The sequence below is a fragment of the Gimesia algae genome (genome assembly GCF_007746795.1).
GTDB lineage: Bacteria > Planctomycetota > Planctomycetia > Planctomycetales > Planctomycetaceae > Gimesia > Gimesia algae.
In genome coordinates this window covers 2,892,088-2,907,120 of record NZ_CP036343.1, presented here as the reverse complement: position 1 = coordinate 2,907,120, position 15,033 = coordinate 2,892,088, and the positions used below count along the sequence as shown (strand labels likewise).

Genomic DNA, 15,033 nt, shown 5'->3' with positions numbered 1-15,033 from the left:
TCACGCAGTCTCATTTTCAGCTGGAAGAACTGCAGCCGAGTAACTGATGAGTTTCCTCGATCGCTTCGGCGAGCGAATCCATGATTAGTTCAATGTCTGCCTCACGCAGATTTAATGCGGAGAGGATCTCTGGATCAATGGTCTGGGTTTCGACGGTGCGTGAATAACCTTCTCCCAGGCGCGCGGCGAGCACATCTGCCACGTGGATTATTAATGGCAGGGGCTGATTTTCTGCTGGAAGTTGTAGCGGATCGTGATGGTAACGAGCGGCGTATTCGAAATGAACAGGGAATTTCCATTCTCGGCAAATATAGCCGCCAAATAATTCATGGTTTGCGCCTAGAATGTCATTTTCCGCCTGTCGAAATGTTGTGTGCTGGTTCTGGGTTGTTATCTGGATGACATTCATAAACTCTGTATAGTCGACCTGCATTTCCATCATGATGCCGATATCGTGAATCAAGCCTGCCAGGAAAACTTCGTCGGGTAATCCCACTTTCGTTCGCACAGATATTTGGCGTGCACAACTCGCGACAGCAACCGAGTGCAGCCAGAGATCGCTGGCGTTGAATTGAGGTCCGATCAGACTGGTTTTGAAAACTTTACTCAGGCTGCTGGCGATTGCAATATTTTTGATGGCATTCAAGCCTAACAGTACCACGGCGCGTTCAATGGAGCCGATCTGTTGTGGGAAGCCGTAAAACGAAGAGTTGACAATTTTGAGAATGCAGGCACTCAGAGCAGGATCGGTGGCGATGACTTTTCTAAGATCTTCCGCGCTGGTCCCGGAATCATCAACCAGCTCCATGACTTTTCTGGCGACAGCAGGAAGTGTAGCGATGCTTTTGATTTTAAGAAACGCAGATTCGACAACTGGGGGATAACCTGGAATATCAGTTTGTCTCTTCACGTCAGCTTGACTCTTAATCGTAGTTATCATGGTGCGAACTTTTCGTATTTAATCTGTGAAATGGTCAGTTGTTAATCGTCGAATTGACGGGTAGTGCGTCTGGAGTTTGGATCCAGGAAGCTTCCGAATAGAACAGGGTTTCAATTTCATCGGCGGGGCGCGGCCTGGAGAATAAGTAACCTTGTCCATATTCGCAGCCCAGTGTCTGCAGGATAATGAGCTGTTCCGTATCTTCAATTCCTTCGGCAACCACTTTTAAGCCGAGGTTATCCGCCAGAGCAAGAACAGACTGCAACAACGCAGCATAGTCATGGACATGTTTTACATTCATGATCAGTGAGCGATCGATTTTCAGAGCATCCAGCGGAAATTCATGGAGGCAGGACAGTGAGGAGTATCCGGTACCGAAGTCGTCCATATCGATCTTAATTCCAGCCTTTCTCAATTTTCGCAAGATCTCAATGATGTATACCTGATCCTGCATCATCAGACTTTCGGTGACTTCCAGATGCAGACAATCCGGTGATAGGTCGTGTTTCCGAATGGTCTGGAGCACGAAGTCGGTCAGACCGGGGTCTAGCAACTGCTTACGCGAAACGTTGACATGTAAAATGGAGGGGGCATGAATTCCCTGTGTTTTCTTCCATTTCGCAAATTGTTGACACGCCTGATCCAGTCCCCATTTTCCGATGGAATTAATCAGACCGGTTTCTTCTGCGATGGGAATAAAAATATCCGGACCGGTCATGCCATGCAGAGGATGCTCCCAGCGTAATAGCGCTTCCACCCCGTCAATTTTACCCGACTCCAGCGAGACGATTGGCTGGTAATAGAGTTGGAATTCATTCCGTTCGATTGCCAAACGCATATCGCTTTCGATCTGCAGGCGAAATTGAACCTGTTCTCTCATGGATTGGTCAAATACCATATAGTTACCTGTGTCCGAGGCTTTGGCTTTGTACATTGCCAGGTCGGCATCACGCAGCATGTCGTTGGCAGATTGATATTGAAAGTCACTGGTAACGATACCGATGCTGACGGAAGAGTAGACAGTATGGCTGCCTAACTGATAGCTCTGTGAGAGTTTGTCCAGAAGTCGTTCGGCTACCTTGGTGGCATTGGATAGATTCGAGATATTATTCAACAGTACAACGAACTCATCGCCTCCCAGTCGGGCTGGCTTGACCTGGTCTGCTTCTCGTAAAGTGGTACTTAACCGTCGCGATATTTCGATTAAGAGCTGATCTCCCATTTCATGTCCCAGGCTGTCATTGATCAGTTTGAAACGATCAAAATCCAGGAACAATAATGCGAAGAAATGATCGGGGCTCTGGTCAATGCTACTTTGGATTAAGTCAAGGATATAAGCGCGGTTGGGTAATCCGGTAAGTGAATCATGATAGGCCTGTATGCACAGATCGCCGATCAGTCGTTTCCGGTCGGTGATTTCGATCCGGAAGCTGTAATAGCTGATGGTATTGTCATGCTCATCGAGCATGGGGACAATGGTGGTGTCGACCCAGTAGAGGGAGCCATCTTTGGCACGGTTACACATTTCACCACGCCAGATATTGTTTTGCTTGATGGTGTCGTTCAGCTCCGCGAAGAATTCGACCGGATGATGATCCGAGTGAATCATCTCGTGGCTCTGGCCCACCAGTTCTTCTTTGGTATATCCCGATATTTTACAGAAATTGTCGTTCGCTTCCAGGATCCTTCCCCGGGGGTCGAGCACTGCGACAATGCCTGCCGCATCGACGGCTTTATTATAGGCTGCTAATTTACGATTGGTGCTTCCCAGTGATTGTTGCAATTCATGAACTTTGAATTCGGCTCTTCGTGCCAGTTCCCATTTTTGCGTAAGTGAAGCGGCCAGCTGACGGACTTCCACGATATCAAATGGTTTTTTCAGAATGAGCCAGCGGTTCATATGGCCCAGTGTTCGGGTCATTTCAGACCAGTTGTAATCATTGTAAGCCGTGCAGATTACGATCAACAGATTCGGGTCCGCTTCCCAGAGGTGGCCGACTGTCTGAACTCCATCCCAGCCGGGGGGCATGCGGATGTCTACAAAAGCCATGGCATAAGGCCGCTGATCCTGCAGTGATTGACGAACTTTCTCCAATCCTTCCTGGCCCTGGCTTGCCGTATCAACTTCGAAAGAAAGCTGGGGGATGTCGGATTGCTGTTCTTCGCCGAACAAGGCTGCATAGGAGTCGCTGCTTGAATTCTGATGTTCACTTTCAGTCAGGATTTTGCGAAAGTCACTTTGGATGGCTTCGTTATCATCGATGACCAAAATCCGCCGATTACTGATTTTGTTTATGTTTTGCAAAGTTTCGCTCCTGTTAGGCGGTAGGGGATTTCCAGGGTAAAGATCGCACCGGTACCTGGTCCCTGACTGTTGGCGACCAGGCTGCCCCCCAGTTCGGTCGCTGCCAGGGCAGAACTGTGCAGGCCGAAGCCATGTCCACCCTGGCGTGTTGTAAATCCATGTGCAAAAATTTTGGTCAGGTTTTTACTGTCGATCCCCATTCCGTTATCCTCTATCTTTATCATGACTCGTTCTTTACCCAGTGGTTGGATTCCTAATGTGATCTGGTGCTCCTGATGGTTACTTTCCAGGCAGGCATATTTCGCGTTATTGATCAGGTTGATGAAGATCTGCAGCAATAATTGTTTATCGGTGACAATACGGTCAATATCAGAATAATTGCGTTGAATCTTGACGGAGTGTCGTTCCATTGAAGCAATATTAATATTGATCGCATCTTCCATCAGTTCGATCAGTGAGACTATTTCTACGAAACCTTCTTTATCTTTGGCATGCTTCTGTTGTGCTTCAACGATGGTCTTGATGTGATCAATGTTTCGGATCAGTGAATTGATTTCGTCAAGGATTTTGTCCTCTTCGCTGGAAAGCTCATGGCTGACGTCAATCAGAAAACGGGGCAGGTGTTTTCCCCGTTCATCGTGAGTCACAAACTGGCCGAGGTCCGTCAGATGATGTTCGATGACTTCGACCGCTTTTCCCAGGTTTTTGGAACTGGAATTATTCACATTGTTCTGAATCAGGCTGGCGGAGACGTTTACACTGTTGAGTACATTTCCCACATTGTGTAAGACGCTGGTGGCAATTTCTGCTTTGCCGGCCTGGTGTGCTGTCTGAATGAGCTGCCAGGAAGTCTTTTGCAGGGCGCTGATGTAGAGTAAGCAGATGCTGAAGAGCCCTGTACCTACAATGCAACCGCCAATTAACAGGAGCCCCGCCATCTTGTGGAGTTCTGCAGTCTGTGCGGAAATATCTCTCAGGACAATCAGGCGACCTACCTGTTGATCGCTGACATCCTTTAACGGGACGCTTCCCCCATGATAATCTTTTTGGGTTGTGTGATCCGTGAAGGAAACCGGTGTCTTCTCCAGATTGCCGGAATTGATCAGCGACGTCAGTGCAGCGGGAATGTGCTCGATAGATTTATCAATGATGACGTACTTCGAAAGCTGGCTCCAGTCCCCCGGACGATTCAGGATTTTCAGTCCCGTTTCCCAGTGTTCCCGGTTGAGGTATTCCTTTTCAATCGCAAAGACGACATCGATATCCATGTTTTTTGATAGCTGGGGTGTGATGTGTTCAATTTCTTCTCCCAGTTCAATGTAGCCGACAAGTTGGCCATCGACGATCCAGGGAGAGACAACCCGGAGGGTGAAGTGTCCGTATTTTCCCAATTCGATGCCGGACGAACTCTGAGCACTGCTAGCCGCCTGCTGCATTGTATAACGATCGATGGTGTCGCCGAAATCACCGGGGCGGTGGACCCGCAAAACACAGCTCCGGTCGAGATTCATAAAGTAAAAATGTGTGACCCGATTCGAGGCATTGAGATTTTTATAAATCGGCAATGCCAGCTGAAGTAATTCTTCACGATTCTGATTCAACCAGGCATCTTGCAGACTTTTATTACTGGAAATAAATTGCAGAAACCCGCGTAACGTATTTGCATCTTCATTGAGATTATTATCCAACACATGGCTGGCTCCCTTGACTCGTTTTTTCACATCAGCATTGATTGACTGTTGTTCCTGCCAGTATAACATCCACAGCCGACAGCCGATTAATAGCATGATCGCAGCGACCACCGAAATCAGAATCTTCAGATTCAAATTCTGGTAGTGCCGGGAAGGTTGCACCATCGGATGTTGAGGCGTATTCATGGTCTTATCTGTAAGTGCTGGCTTGTATCGTTTGTTTATTCTGTCAGCAGCAGTCTCTTGCCAGTCGCAGCTTGCACAAGCCGCTTTAAGGGCCTGATGCGATGCTTGCTCTGCGGTTAAAAACATAGATTGCAGATGAGCTGCAACGGATTTTTGACTGAAATAATTGGTGTTTTGAGGAAGAATGTTTTCTTAAAATCCCACCAACTGTAACCGTGAGGTATCCATCTATTGGGGACCTGCAGTAATTCACCTCCTCATTTGAGGGTGAGGAAAATAGCGTACAGTAATGGAAGTCTGTTTGTTTGAAATGAGTGGGGCAGACGCAGCAGATGGCATTGAAGTCATCTGCAGGTGACCTTCTGGACAGACAGGATCCGGAGCAGGGGCGCATTCTGATCTGAGTCTGTTTGATTTCCTGAGAGGAATTGCGCGAATCGAAACATGCGGTCACGAATATTCTGGAGCGTGGGGACCCACGAAGATGATTAGTCTTTTCTCTCGACTCTGTTTGCAGAGGCATTACGCGACCATAAGAAGTTATCCGATGTGGCGTTGCAGCAGGCTGACAGCGCTTACAGGCAGTTGTCAGGCGAAGTTCCACCCCATGTGGATGCGTATCGAGCACGGGGCGTGTATCTTGTCATGTTCGGAGTAAAATATGCGAGTACGATACCGGCTTCAAGCAATACGTTTCGCAAAGGCTGGGCGAGTCACCGTTTCTCCTCACCAAAAAATTCTGGAGGAGAACAGGGAAGAGAGCGTCATGGTACTCTTACGAGGATCTGCCGGTCTGGACTGGCTGATTAAGAACCTGCAGACTGAACCAACGTTGCCAGTCTATTGTGCGGGACTGCTGACACCGGAGTTGGTCGAAAAGGGGAATAACCTGCAGGAGTTTAAAAAATTTCTACCAGAAGAATCGCCAAAGGAAGAGTAAAGTAATTTACGAATCGTTCCGTTTACGTCGTTTTCTGACCGGTTTAATTTCATCTTCTTGAAGATAATTGAGCTGTGGATACCAGTCGAGTTTTGCTGAACCGGAAAAACAGGCACCTTCCCAGCGATAAACCTCCCACATCGCGCCAGATCGTTTCGGGCAGGGTTGTAGTTTCTTCTGTTCATGCCATATTGCTGATTGATGCCAGAATTCAGGGGTGTCGGCTGGAAGTAATGGAGAATCGCTGGTAGATAAGACGGGGGGCTCTTCCAGGATCGGCGCGGGCTCATTTGAATCTTCTTCAAAATCTCTTTGAAATTGTACCGTCAGCGATACTGATCGAGCCATACCACGTTCAAATGTGCGTAAGCCAACAGAATTCGGTTTATCATCCTGCTTGGTGGGATCATGGAATGCGTTCTGATATCCCCAGGCAAGTTCGTAAGTCAGCTCATTACCGGCTTTGATATCCATTTTTGAAAATTCGATGTCAAATTTATGCTCATTTTCCATGCCACTTGTACGTGCAATAATTCGTCTCTGGCAGGTTTTTTGTCCAGGCCCACCACAATCAGTGGGAACACATCGCAGGTATCCTCGTCCAACATCACGTGACCCATTCAACAGTGTTTTCATGGGAGGCAGAGGTTGGCTGACCCGCCAGATCGCATGAGGAATACTGGTTTTTGTCAAATCTGTTGTAAATCGATAGCGGTGTCTACACTCAACAGTGATGGCTCCATTGCGCCAGACTGTAGCGACCTTATCCAGTGAAAGGTATTCACGGTCATCACGTATGAGGGACTTGCTGTTCAAGATCGCATCGACCATCTCTTTCAGCTTGCAACGCAGTCCATCCAAGTCAGAACGAACAAATTCAGAAGCCGTTTTATTCATGGGGAATGCCATGCCCAGTTGCTCTCGATCAACCCCGTTCTCGACCAGGCCGAACAACCGCCGGTGAGATTCGTCTTCACTGGGATACTGCATTAGCCCTGCGGAGGCTTCGCTGATGACATACGTTGAGGGGATCCACAGGTGTTTGAGATGGTCCTTGGTCCGTTTTGTAAACAGACACAGCATTAGATCTGAACTACAGATATCGCGTCGCACTTTTGATGAAATATAATCATCGAAAGGGTCCCGGGTGCGGATTACTTCGATTTGATCTCCACTGAATTCCTTTATCCAAGATGTGATGAAACCTGCCAGTTCCAGATCTGAAATACCGTTTTGATCCTTTTGTCCTTCCGCGTTGATTTTGTCAGTGGCAAAACTGTGAGCAAGAAATATTCGGTGTTTGAGCGACATTGATACTTCCTTGTGTTTGACAGTGAAAATATGAATATTCAGGAGAATTGTCACAATGGGAGGAAGCTGACTTCAGATGTGAATATTATTCTACTATGGAAATGGAGTCTGTCAAATTGTCATACTTTATGTGTAATCTGAGATGATCAAATATGTGTAAATGTGGGGTGAATGGGATGAATGCGAAGAAGGAGGCGGGGGATTGCCACTTCTTTGGTTTGCAGGTGCGCAGCTGCCGACCTGAATTATTTTCCAGTGAACTGATTGAGAGAACTCTTTTGGACCGGGTTCTTCGGCGAGTTCATGTTGTCACTAAGAAATAACGCGGGATTCTGCTGAATGAATCCAAATAGGATCTGATTGACTTTCTTCAGAAAGGTCGTTTATTCCTCATCTTCGTCTTCGCCAACTGCTGTGGGGGCGAAGCCGCGACGCATGGTGTTTTCGGTGACGTTGACGGGAACCAGGAACTGCAGCAGGTAATCGGGGCCGCCGGTCTTGCTGCCCATGCCTGACATTTTGAAACCGCCAAACGGATGGCGTTCGACCATCGCGCCCGTGATGTTGCGGTTCAGGTAGATGTTTCCCGCCATCAACTCCATGCGGGCTTTCTGCAGGTGAGCCGGGCTGCGACTGAAGATGCCGGCAGTCAGGGCATATGGTGTATCGTTGGCGATGGTAATCGCTTCCTCAAAGTCTTCGGCTTTCATAACTGCCAGAACCGGTCCGAAGATTTCTTCCTGTGCGATCTGACAGGTGGGGTCGACGTCGGTGAAAATATGCGGCCCGACATAGTAACCTTCCTCTTCCAGTTCTGAAGTATCGCAGGCCAGCGCCAGTGTGGCTTCTTCTTTACCGATTTCGATATATTCGAGGATTCTCTGTTTGGCATCCTGATCAATGACCGGGCCGACGACAGTACCAGGGTCTTCTGCAGGACCGATCTTCAGACTCTTTGTGGCTTCGACCAGACGACTGACGAATGTGTCGTGAATGGATTCGAGCACAATCACCCGCGAGCAGGCAGAGCATTTCTGGCCGGCGTAGTTGAAGGCAGAATGAATCACACCCAGGACGGCTTCGTCCAGGTCGGCGTCGTCATCTACAATGATCGCGTTTTTGCCGCCCATTTCTGCGACCACACGCTTAACCATTTTCTGACGAATATCGGTATCGGAAGCCGCTTCATTAATCGCAAGACCAACATCGCGAGAACCAGTGAAGGTAATCATTTCCACATCCGGGCTGCCGACCAGTTCCGGACCGACTTCTTCACCGATCCCGGGGAGGAAATTGACCACGCCATCGGGGATGCCTGATTCGTGAATCAGGTCCATCAGTTTGGCTGCGACTACTGAAGACTGTTCGGCTGGTTTCATGACGACGGTATTGCCGGTGACCAGGGCGGCGGCTGTCATGCCGGTCAGGATCGCCAGTGGGAAATTCCAGGGGGCGATGACGGCGACAGTTCCCCGGGGACGATAGAAGTAAACATTTTCTTCGCCGGGTACGTCACAATGTTGAGGGTCTGCCAGTTTTCGCATCTGGTCGGCGTAGTACATGCAGAAGTCGATCGCTTCGACGACATCGCCGTCTGCTTCTTCCCAGGGTTTACCGCATTCGTAGACCATCCAGGCCGCCAGTTCAAAACGCTTGCGACGCATGTTGGCGGCGATCAGTTCCAGGTATTCCGCGCGGTATTGTGGTTCGGTCCTGGACCAGCCGGGGAATGCCCGTCGGGCGGCATCAATAGCATCAATCGCATCGTCGGCGGAGGCGGAGGAAATGGTTCCCAGCGATTCCGAGAGATGCGAAGGATTGCGTGAGGTGAGCGTGGCTTTGGTATCGATGGCCCGCCCGTTAATCAGTAGCGGATACTCTTTGCCGAACTGATCTTCGACAGCTTCGAGTGCTTCCCGCATCTTCTGGCGTGATTCTTCCAGGCTGAAATCGGTGAGTGGTTCGTTCTGGAAATGCTTTTCTTCGGCGGACGCTTTTTTTCGGTTGGATTTGCTGGCGTGATCAGACGGGTTCATCATCAAGGTCTCCAGATTGACATGCTCGCTAAAGCTTTGTCGAAGGAAAGAGTCGTTAGAAGTATTTTCCAGCAGGCGACGGACCAGGTAGGCCATGCCGGGAATCAGTTCGCCGAACGGCGTATAAATGCGGACCCGATGGCCCATCTCGGCAAAGACCTGCGCCTGCTCTTTGCCCATTCCGTACAGCATCTGAATTTCATAGGCAGAAGGGGGGACATCCAGTTCGTGGGCAACGGCGATCGCATGTGCCAGGCTGCGCATGTTATGACTGCCGAAGGCCGGTCGCAGCCACTGGAAGTTCTGCAGCAGGATCTGCGTCAGTTTCTCGTAGTTCGCATCCGACTCCCATTTTTCCTGGAAGACGGGAATCGGCCAGTTACGGTACTCGGATGTGATCGTTTCGTAATCCCAGTAAGCGCCTTTGACCAGTCGCACCCAGACAGGCGTCTTGCGTTTTTTGACCCATTTCAAGAGATCCATGAGATCGGCTTCGGCCTGGGGCTGATAAGCCTGAATCACAATGCCGACGTTATCGAAATCGCGGAACTCTTTTTCCATCAGCGTCTGCTTGAAGATTTCCAGCGTGAGTGGCTTATAGGAATTCTGCTCCATATCGACGTGCAGGTAGGCATCATATTTTATGGCCTGTCGCAGCAGAGTACGCAGGCGGGGCTGAACCGCTGCCATGGTGCCTACGGGGTCGTTGGGTTTGAACTGGCTGCAGAGCGCCGAGAGCTTAATCGAAACATTGGTGCGGGGCAGGTGTCCCTGGTTGTCCCAGTCGAGCTGCACATTTTCTGACCATTTGCGAACGCGGGGAGAAAGGCCTCTGATCAGATCGAGATAGGACTGCAGATAAGCTTCAGCTTCCACTTCACTGATGACAGCTTCCCCCAGCAGGTCCAGAGTGAAGGTGAAGTTTTCATTGCGAAGTCGATCGACGGTGCGGTGCACTTCATCAACGGTAGAACCAGCGATAAACCGGCTGGCCATCCGCCGGGCATTGGAGCGGGCGTTCAGAGCCAGGGCTCTGCCGAGCACTGAGTTCGGCGTCGAAAGTTCCAGACCAATGCGGGCCGCCCAGGGGAGATGCTTGCGGACATCTTCAAAATATTCGTGCAGATGCCTGACGATCGATTCATGCGAGCGAAGCATAGGCAGCACGTCCACGAAACGGAACATCTGCACTTTGACAGACTCATCGGCCATTGCCCAGGATAGAATTCGATCATCCCACCAGCGTTTTTCGAACATGGTCGGTTCGCGGCGCTCCAGCAGACCCCAGATCTGCTCGCCGAGCTCCTGCGTTCGCTGTTCAAAATTCTGGTTCGAAATGGAAGACGCTTTTTTTCGTGCCACTTATATAACCTGCCTCTGAGTGCAGACTGCACTTTCTGTGTCGCGGTATTAATATTGATCTGAGACCACTGGACAGGGGAGTTAACTGGTGAAAAGGCCCCAATAATCGACATCCTGTCAGTAATCCTCTTACGTAAACACTCCCTTGAGTGTTGGGTGCTGGCCTCTCGTCAGACGGGCCTCAGCGACCCGAAATATTGGTATAGGGTGTTAACTGCAAGCAGGTTACCAAATCCGCATAGGTGAGGTAAGTGTTGCGGGTCAGGCAATCGGAACTTTTCTGCTTCGCTAAGCGGGAATCGGACTTGTCAGGCGGGGGACAGGCTTTATTCTAAAGGAAATTATAAAATTAAGAAATTAGGTCGCCTGTTCCTCTTTCATTGCATTGATGTTAGTTGACAGGTGATTGATAATGAAGGCTCAGTGACACTCGACGACCAGTCTGAAATTCGCCCGCGAATTGAGGATTGTCTGGACAATTAGGAGAGGGATGAACCTGCGATGCGAGACTTTGAATATGAAGCCCCCACTTCACTGGCAGACGCCGTCGGTCTGCTGGCCAAAAGTAATGGAAATGCCCGCCCGCTCGCGGGGGGAACCGATTTAATTGACCATGTCCGGACCGGTAGATTATCGACCGACCTGATTGTCGATCTGAAAAAGATTCCGGAACTGATGGTGTTAGAAGTGACTGACGCGGGTCTGCGTCTGGGAGCAGCGGTTCCCTGTTACCAGATCTACAACCATCCGGGAATTCTGGAAAAATACACTGCCATTGCTGACAGCAGCAATATTATTGGTGGCATGCAGATTCAGAACCGGGCCAGCGTCGGGGGGAACCTGGCGAATGCCGGTGCCGCCGCGGATTCCACGCCGGCGTTGATCGCACTCGATGCGACAGTGGTGATTCAGGGACCTTCCGGAACCAAAGAGGTTGCCGTCGATCAGTTCTGCACGGGACCAGGCCAGAATGTTCTGGAACCGGGTGAAATTATCGTCGAACTCAAATTTCCACCACGACCTGAGCACAGCGGTTCCCATTATCGGCGGTTTATTCCCCGGAATGAAATGGATATCGCGGTTGTCGGCGTGGGTGCCTCTGTCGTTCTGGATGAGAGTGGTGAAAACTTTGTGTCCGCCCGCATTGGTCTGGGAGCGGTCGCTGCCAAACCATTTTACGCCCAGGAAGCCAGCGAACTCCTGGCTGGTCAGCCGGTGAATGATGAGACGATTAAAAAAGCAGGAGAGGCGGCTCGGTCCGTGATCCATCCGATTACTGACATGCGGGGAACGGAAGAATTCCGCCTGCATGTGACGGGCGTCTTGACGGAACGTGTTTTGAAAAAAGCGGTCGAACGTGCTCGCGGATAATTCCTCAGCTGACTGATATCAGACTCAATCAGACAACAAATTTTAATAGATCATTTTTGAATAAGGACTTTTCGATGGCGAAGAAACGGATCGTAACCGCGACTGTCAATGGGCGTGAAGAGGAATTCCTCTGCCAGCCCCGGCAGACATTGCTCGAAGTCTTGCGAAATACACTGAATCTGACAGGAGCCAAAGAAGGCTGCTCCAACGGTAACTGTGGTGCCTGTTCGGTATTGATTGATGGGAAAGCCATCAATACCTGCATGGTGCTGGCCGTGGAAGCCGAGGGCGCTGAGATTGAAACGATTGAAGGCCTGGCACCCGGCGATGGACTGGACCCGCTGCAGGAAGCGTTTCTGGAAAACGCGGCGCTGCAGTGTGGCATCTGCACGCCCGGTTATATCATGTCGGCCAAGGCGTTTCTGGATGAGAATCCGAACCCGACCGAAGAAGAAATTCGATTTTCGATGGCGGGCAATCTGTGTCGTTGCACCGGTTATGACAAAATCGTACGTGCCATCCAGCAGGCTGCGGAAACACGATGTGCTCAATCTACCTCATGTGAGAAGGAGACTGTCTAATGGCGACCATTGATGAAACCAGAACCGCAGAAGGTAGCGAAGAGGCTCCTCAATATAAGGTGATCGGAACCCGCCCGATTCGTCATGACGGGGCAGACAAAGTGACCGGTCGTGCATTGTACGGGGCGGACATCAAAGTCAAAGGCATGATCTACGGCGCGGTTCTGCGAAGCCCGCATGCCCATGCCAATATTAAATCGATTGATACCTCAAAAGCCGAAGCTTTCCCGGGTGTGCGAGCCGTCGCCACCAGCGCGGATCTGCCGGAACCCGGTGATAAAATTGCCGAGTTGGGGGAAGGGGCTGTCGTCCTGAACCATCTGAGCAGCAACAATCTGGCCCGCACCAAAGTGCTTTACAAAGGACACGCAGTCGCTGCGGTTGCCGCCGACAATCTGCATATCGCACAGGAAGCCGCCAGTCTGATCGAAGTCGAATATGAAGTGCTGCCACCAGTCTTGAATGTGCTGAAAGCGATGGAAGATTCGGCACCTGTTTTGAATCCGGATGTGCGGACGGAAGAAGCCTCCACCGGCGAAACAGGGGACAAGCCGAGTAATGTTGCCAAGCATATCGTGTTTGAAAAAGGGGATCTCGAAAAGGGATTCGCCGACGCGAAATATGTAGTTGAACGAGAATTTCGCACATCGACCGTGCATCAGGGGTATATCGAACCGCACGTGGCGACCGTATTGTGGAACAACGATGGTCAGATTACGGTCTGGACTCCGACGCAAGGCACGTTTTCGGTCCGCTCGCAGATGGCAGAGTTATTGCATGTGCCCCTGGCTCGCGTGAAAGTGGTCCCTGCAGAAATCGGCGGGGGATTTGGTGGCAAGATTTCCGTTTATCTCGCACCAGCGGCTGCCGTCTTATCCCGTAAAGCAGGGGTTCCCGTTCAAATTGTGATGGACCGGGCAGACGTGCTGCAGGCAACCGGCCCCACCCCCGGTTCCTTTATCAGAATCAAGATGGGCGTCGATGCAGATGGCCGTCTCACCGCCGCCGAGGCCTGGATGGCTTATGAGGCAGGCGGTTATCCCGGCTCTCCGATTGGTGCCGGTGCGATGTGTGTCTTCTCCTGCTATGACATTCCCAACGGTCGTGTGGAAGGTTATGACGTTTGCGTCAACAAGCCGCGCACCAACGCGTATCGCGCACCGGGAGCGACCAACGCCGCATTCGCGACAGAAACCGTCGTGGATGAACTGTGCGAGCAACTGGGCATGGAACCGGTGGAATTCCGTCTGCTCAACGCTTCGAAAGAAGGGACACGGCGGATTGACGGCGTGACTTATCCCCGCATCGGCCTGGTGGAAACACTGGAAGCCATCAAGAACAGCGAGCATTATAATACGCCACTGACCGGTAAAAATCAGGGGCGGGGCATTGGCTCCGGTTTCTGGTTTAATGCAGGGCTGAAATCAGCCGTGACCGCGACCGTCAACTCGGATGGTTCTGTGGGTCTGCTGGAAGGTTCCACCGATATCGGTGGCTCCCGCACCGCGATTGCCATGCAGTTTGCGGAAGCGATCGGACTGGCAGCGGAAGACATCAAGCCGGCTGTGGTCGATACCGACAGTGTGGGCTATACCGATGTGACCGGCGGAAGCCGTGTCACGTATGCGACGGGCTGGGCTGCTTATGAAGCCGCTCAGGACCTGAAGCGGCAGATCGTCAGCCGGGCTGCTGAACTGTGGGAAGTGGATCCCGATCTTGTTTCCTACGAAGATGGTTCCGTGATCGGTCCTGATAAGTCCATGACCTTCAAGGAAATTGCCATCGAATTATCTCTGGGAGGTGAGCCGCTGGTGGGACGTGGTGTCTCCAATCATAATGAACCCGGTGGCGCGTTCGGAACACATTTAGTAGACGTGGAAGTCGATCCGGATACCGGGAAAGTAGATATTCTACGTTATACGGCTGCCCAGGACTGTGGTACCGCGATTCATCCTGCATATGTCGAAGGACAGATTCAGGGGGGCGCCGTACAGGGGATTGGCTGGGGATTGAACGAAGAATACTGGTACGACGAAGAAGGCAGCATGCGCAATGCCAACTTCCTCGATTACCGGATTCCGACCTGCTATGACCTGCCGATGATCGACGCACTCATTGTGGAAGTACCCAACCCGGGGCATCCCTATGGTGTACGGGGCGTGGGAGAAGTTCCCATCGTACCGCCGCCGGCGGCTCTGGAAGCAGCGATTCACAACGCAGTTGGCGTGCGGATGTATGAACTGCCGATGTCACCACCACGCGTGCTGCATGAACTGTTGAAGAAAGAATCCTGATCAGGAGCGGAATCTG

Annotated in this window: 9 protein-coding genes; 4 read left to right on the top strand and 5 right to left on the bottom strand. The window is 51.0% G+C overall.

Annotated features, from left to right (window positions below):
• Positions 1–16: 16 nt before the first annotated feature.
• From Pan161_RS10555 to Pan161_RS10545, 3 genes are all read right to left on the bottom strand, one after another.
• On the bottom strand, positions 17–910 hold the full coding sequence (locus tag Pan161_RS10555; protein ID WP_197995824.1) for an HDOD domain-containing protein: 894 nt from the start codon (positions 908–910) through the stop codon (positions 17–19).
• Positions 911–974: 64 nt separating this feature from the next.
• Complete coding sequence (locus tag Pan161_RS10550) at positions 975–3,245, bottom strand: GGDEF/EAL domain-containing response regulator (RefSeq protein ID WP_145226560.1); 2,271 nt, start codon at positions 3,243–3,245, stop codon at positions 975–977.
• On the bottom strand, positions 3,233–5,122 hold the full coding sequence (locus tag Pan161_RS10545; protein ID WP_197995823.1) for a cache domain-containing protein: 1,890 nt from the start codon (positions 5,120–5,122) through the stop codon (positions 3,233–3,235). The genes Pan161_RS10550 and Pan161_RS10545 overlap by 13 nt, the downstream gene beginning before the upstream one ends.
• A 766-nt stretch (positions 5,123–5,888) precedes the next feature.
• Between Pan161_RS10545 and Pan161_RS30520 the strand changes: the two genes are divergently transcribed.
• Entirely contained in the window at positions 5,889–6,062 is a 174-nt protein-coding gene (locus Pan161_RS30520) for a hypothetical protein (protein ID WP_197995822.1), read from the top strand.
• Positions 6,063–6,068: 6 nt separating this feature from the next.
• Here Pan161_RS30520 and Pan161_RS10540 read toward each other — a convergent pair whose 3' ends face one another.
• Together Pan161_RS10540 and pruA are read right to left on the bottom strand one after the other, a co-directional pair.
• A complete protein-coding gene (locus tag Pan161_RS10540) occupies positions 6,069–7,373 on the bottom strand; it encodes a hypothetical protein (protein ID WP_145226556.1) in 1,305 nt (434 codons plus the stop codon).
• A gap of 383 nt (positions 7,374–7,756) precedes the next feature.
• Complete coding sequence (pruA, locus tag Pan161_RS10535; protein ID WP_145226554.1) at positions 7,757–10,771, bottom strand: L-glutamate gamma-semialdehyde dehydrogenase; 3,015 nt, start codon at positions 10,769–10,771, stop codon at positions 7,757–7,759.
• A 501-nt stretch (positions 10,772–11,272) separates the two neighbouring features.
• Between pruA and Pan161_RS10530 the strand changes: the two genes are divergently transcribed.
• The 3 genes from Pan161_RS10530 to Pan161_RS10520 all read left to right on the top strand — a co-directional run bounded on the left by Pan161_RS10530 (position 11,273) and on the right by Pan161_RS10520 (position 15,017).
• Positions 11,273–12,142: an FAD binding domain-containing protein gene (locus Pan161_RS10530; RefSeq protein ID WP_145226552.1), complete on the top strand. Its 870-nt coding sequence runs from the start codon at positions 11,273–11,275 to the stop codon at positions 12,140–12,142.
• A 74-nt stretch (positions 12,143–12,216) separates the two neighbouring features.
• Positions 12,217–12,723 (top strand): (2Fe-2S)-binding protein, encoded by a 507-nt coding sequence (locus Pan161_RS10525; protein WP_145226550.1) that lies wholly within the window; start codon positions 12,217–12,219, stop codon positions 12,721–12,723.
• Entirely contained in the window at positions 12,723–15,017 is a 2,295-nt protein-coding gene (locus Pan161_RS10520; protein ID WP_145226548.1) for a xanthine dehydrogenase family protein molybdopterin-binding subunit, read from the top strand. Before Pan161_RS10525 ends, Pan161_RS10520 begins: the two co-directional genes overlap by 1 nt.
• Positions 15,018–15,033: the final 16 nt, after the last annotated feature.

Bases quoted from the DNA above. Each gene is read 5' to 3' on its own strand.
- Pan161_RS30520 (WP_197995822.1), top strand. From the start codon at position 5,889: ATGGTACTCTTACGAGGATCTGCCGGTCTGGACTGGCTGATTAAGAAC.
- Pan161_RS10545 (WP_197995823.1), bottom strand. From the start codon at position 5,122: ATGAATACGCCTCAACATCCGATGGTGCAACCTTCCCGGCACTACCAG.
- Pan161_RS10525 (WP_145226550.1), top strand. From the start codon at position 12,217: ATGGCGAAGAAACGGATCGTAACCGCGACTGTCAATGGGCGTGAAGAG.
- Pan161_RS10530 (WP_145226552.1), top strand. From the start codon at position 11,273: ATGCGAGACTTTGAATATGAAGCCCCCACTTCACTGGCAGACGCCGTC.
- Pan161_RS10520 (WP_145226548.1), top strand. From the start codon at position 12,723: ATGGCGACCATTGATGAAACCAGAACCGCAGAAGGTAGCGAAGAGGCT.
- Pan161_RS10540 (WP_145226556.1), bottom strand. From the start codon at position 7,373: ATGTCGCTCAAACACCGAATATTTCTTGCTCACAGTTTTGCCACTGAC.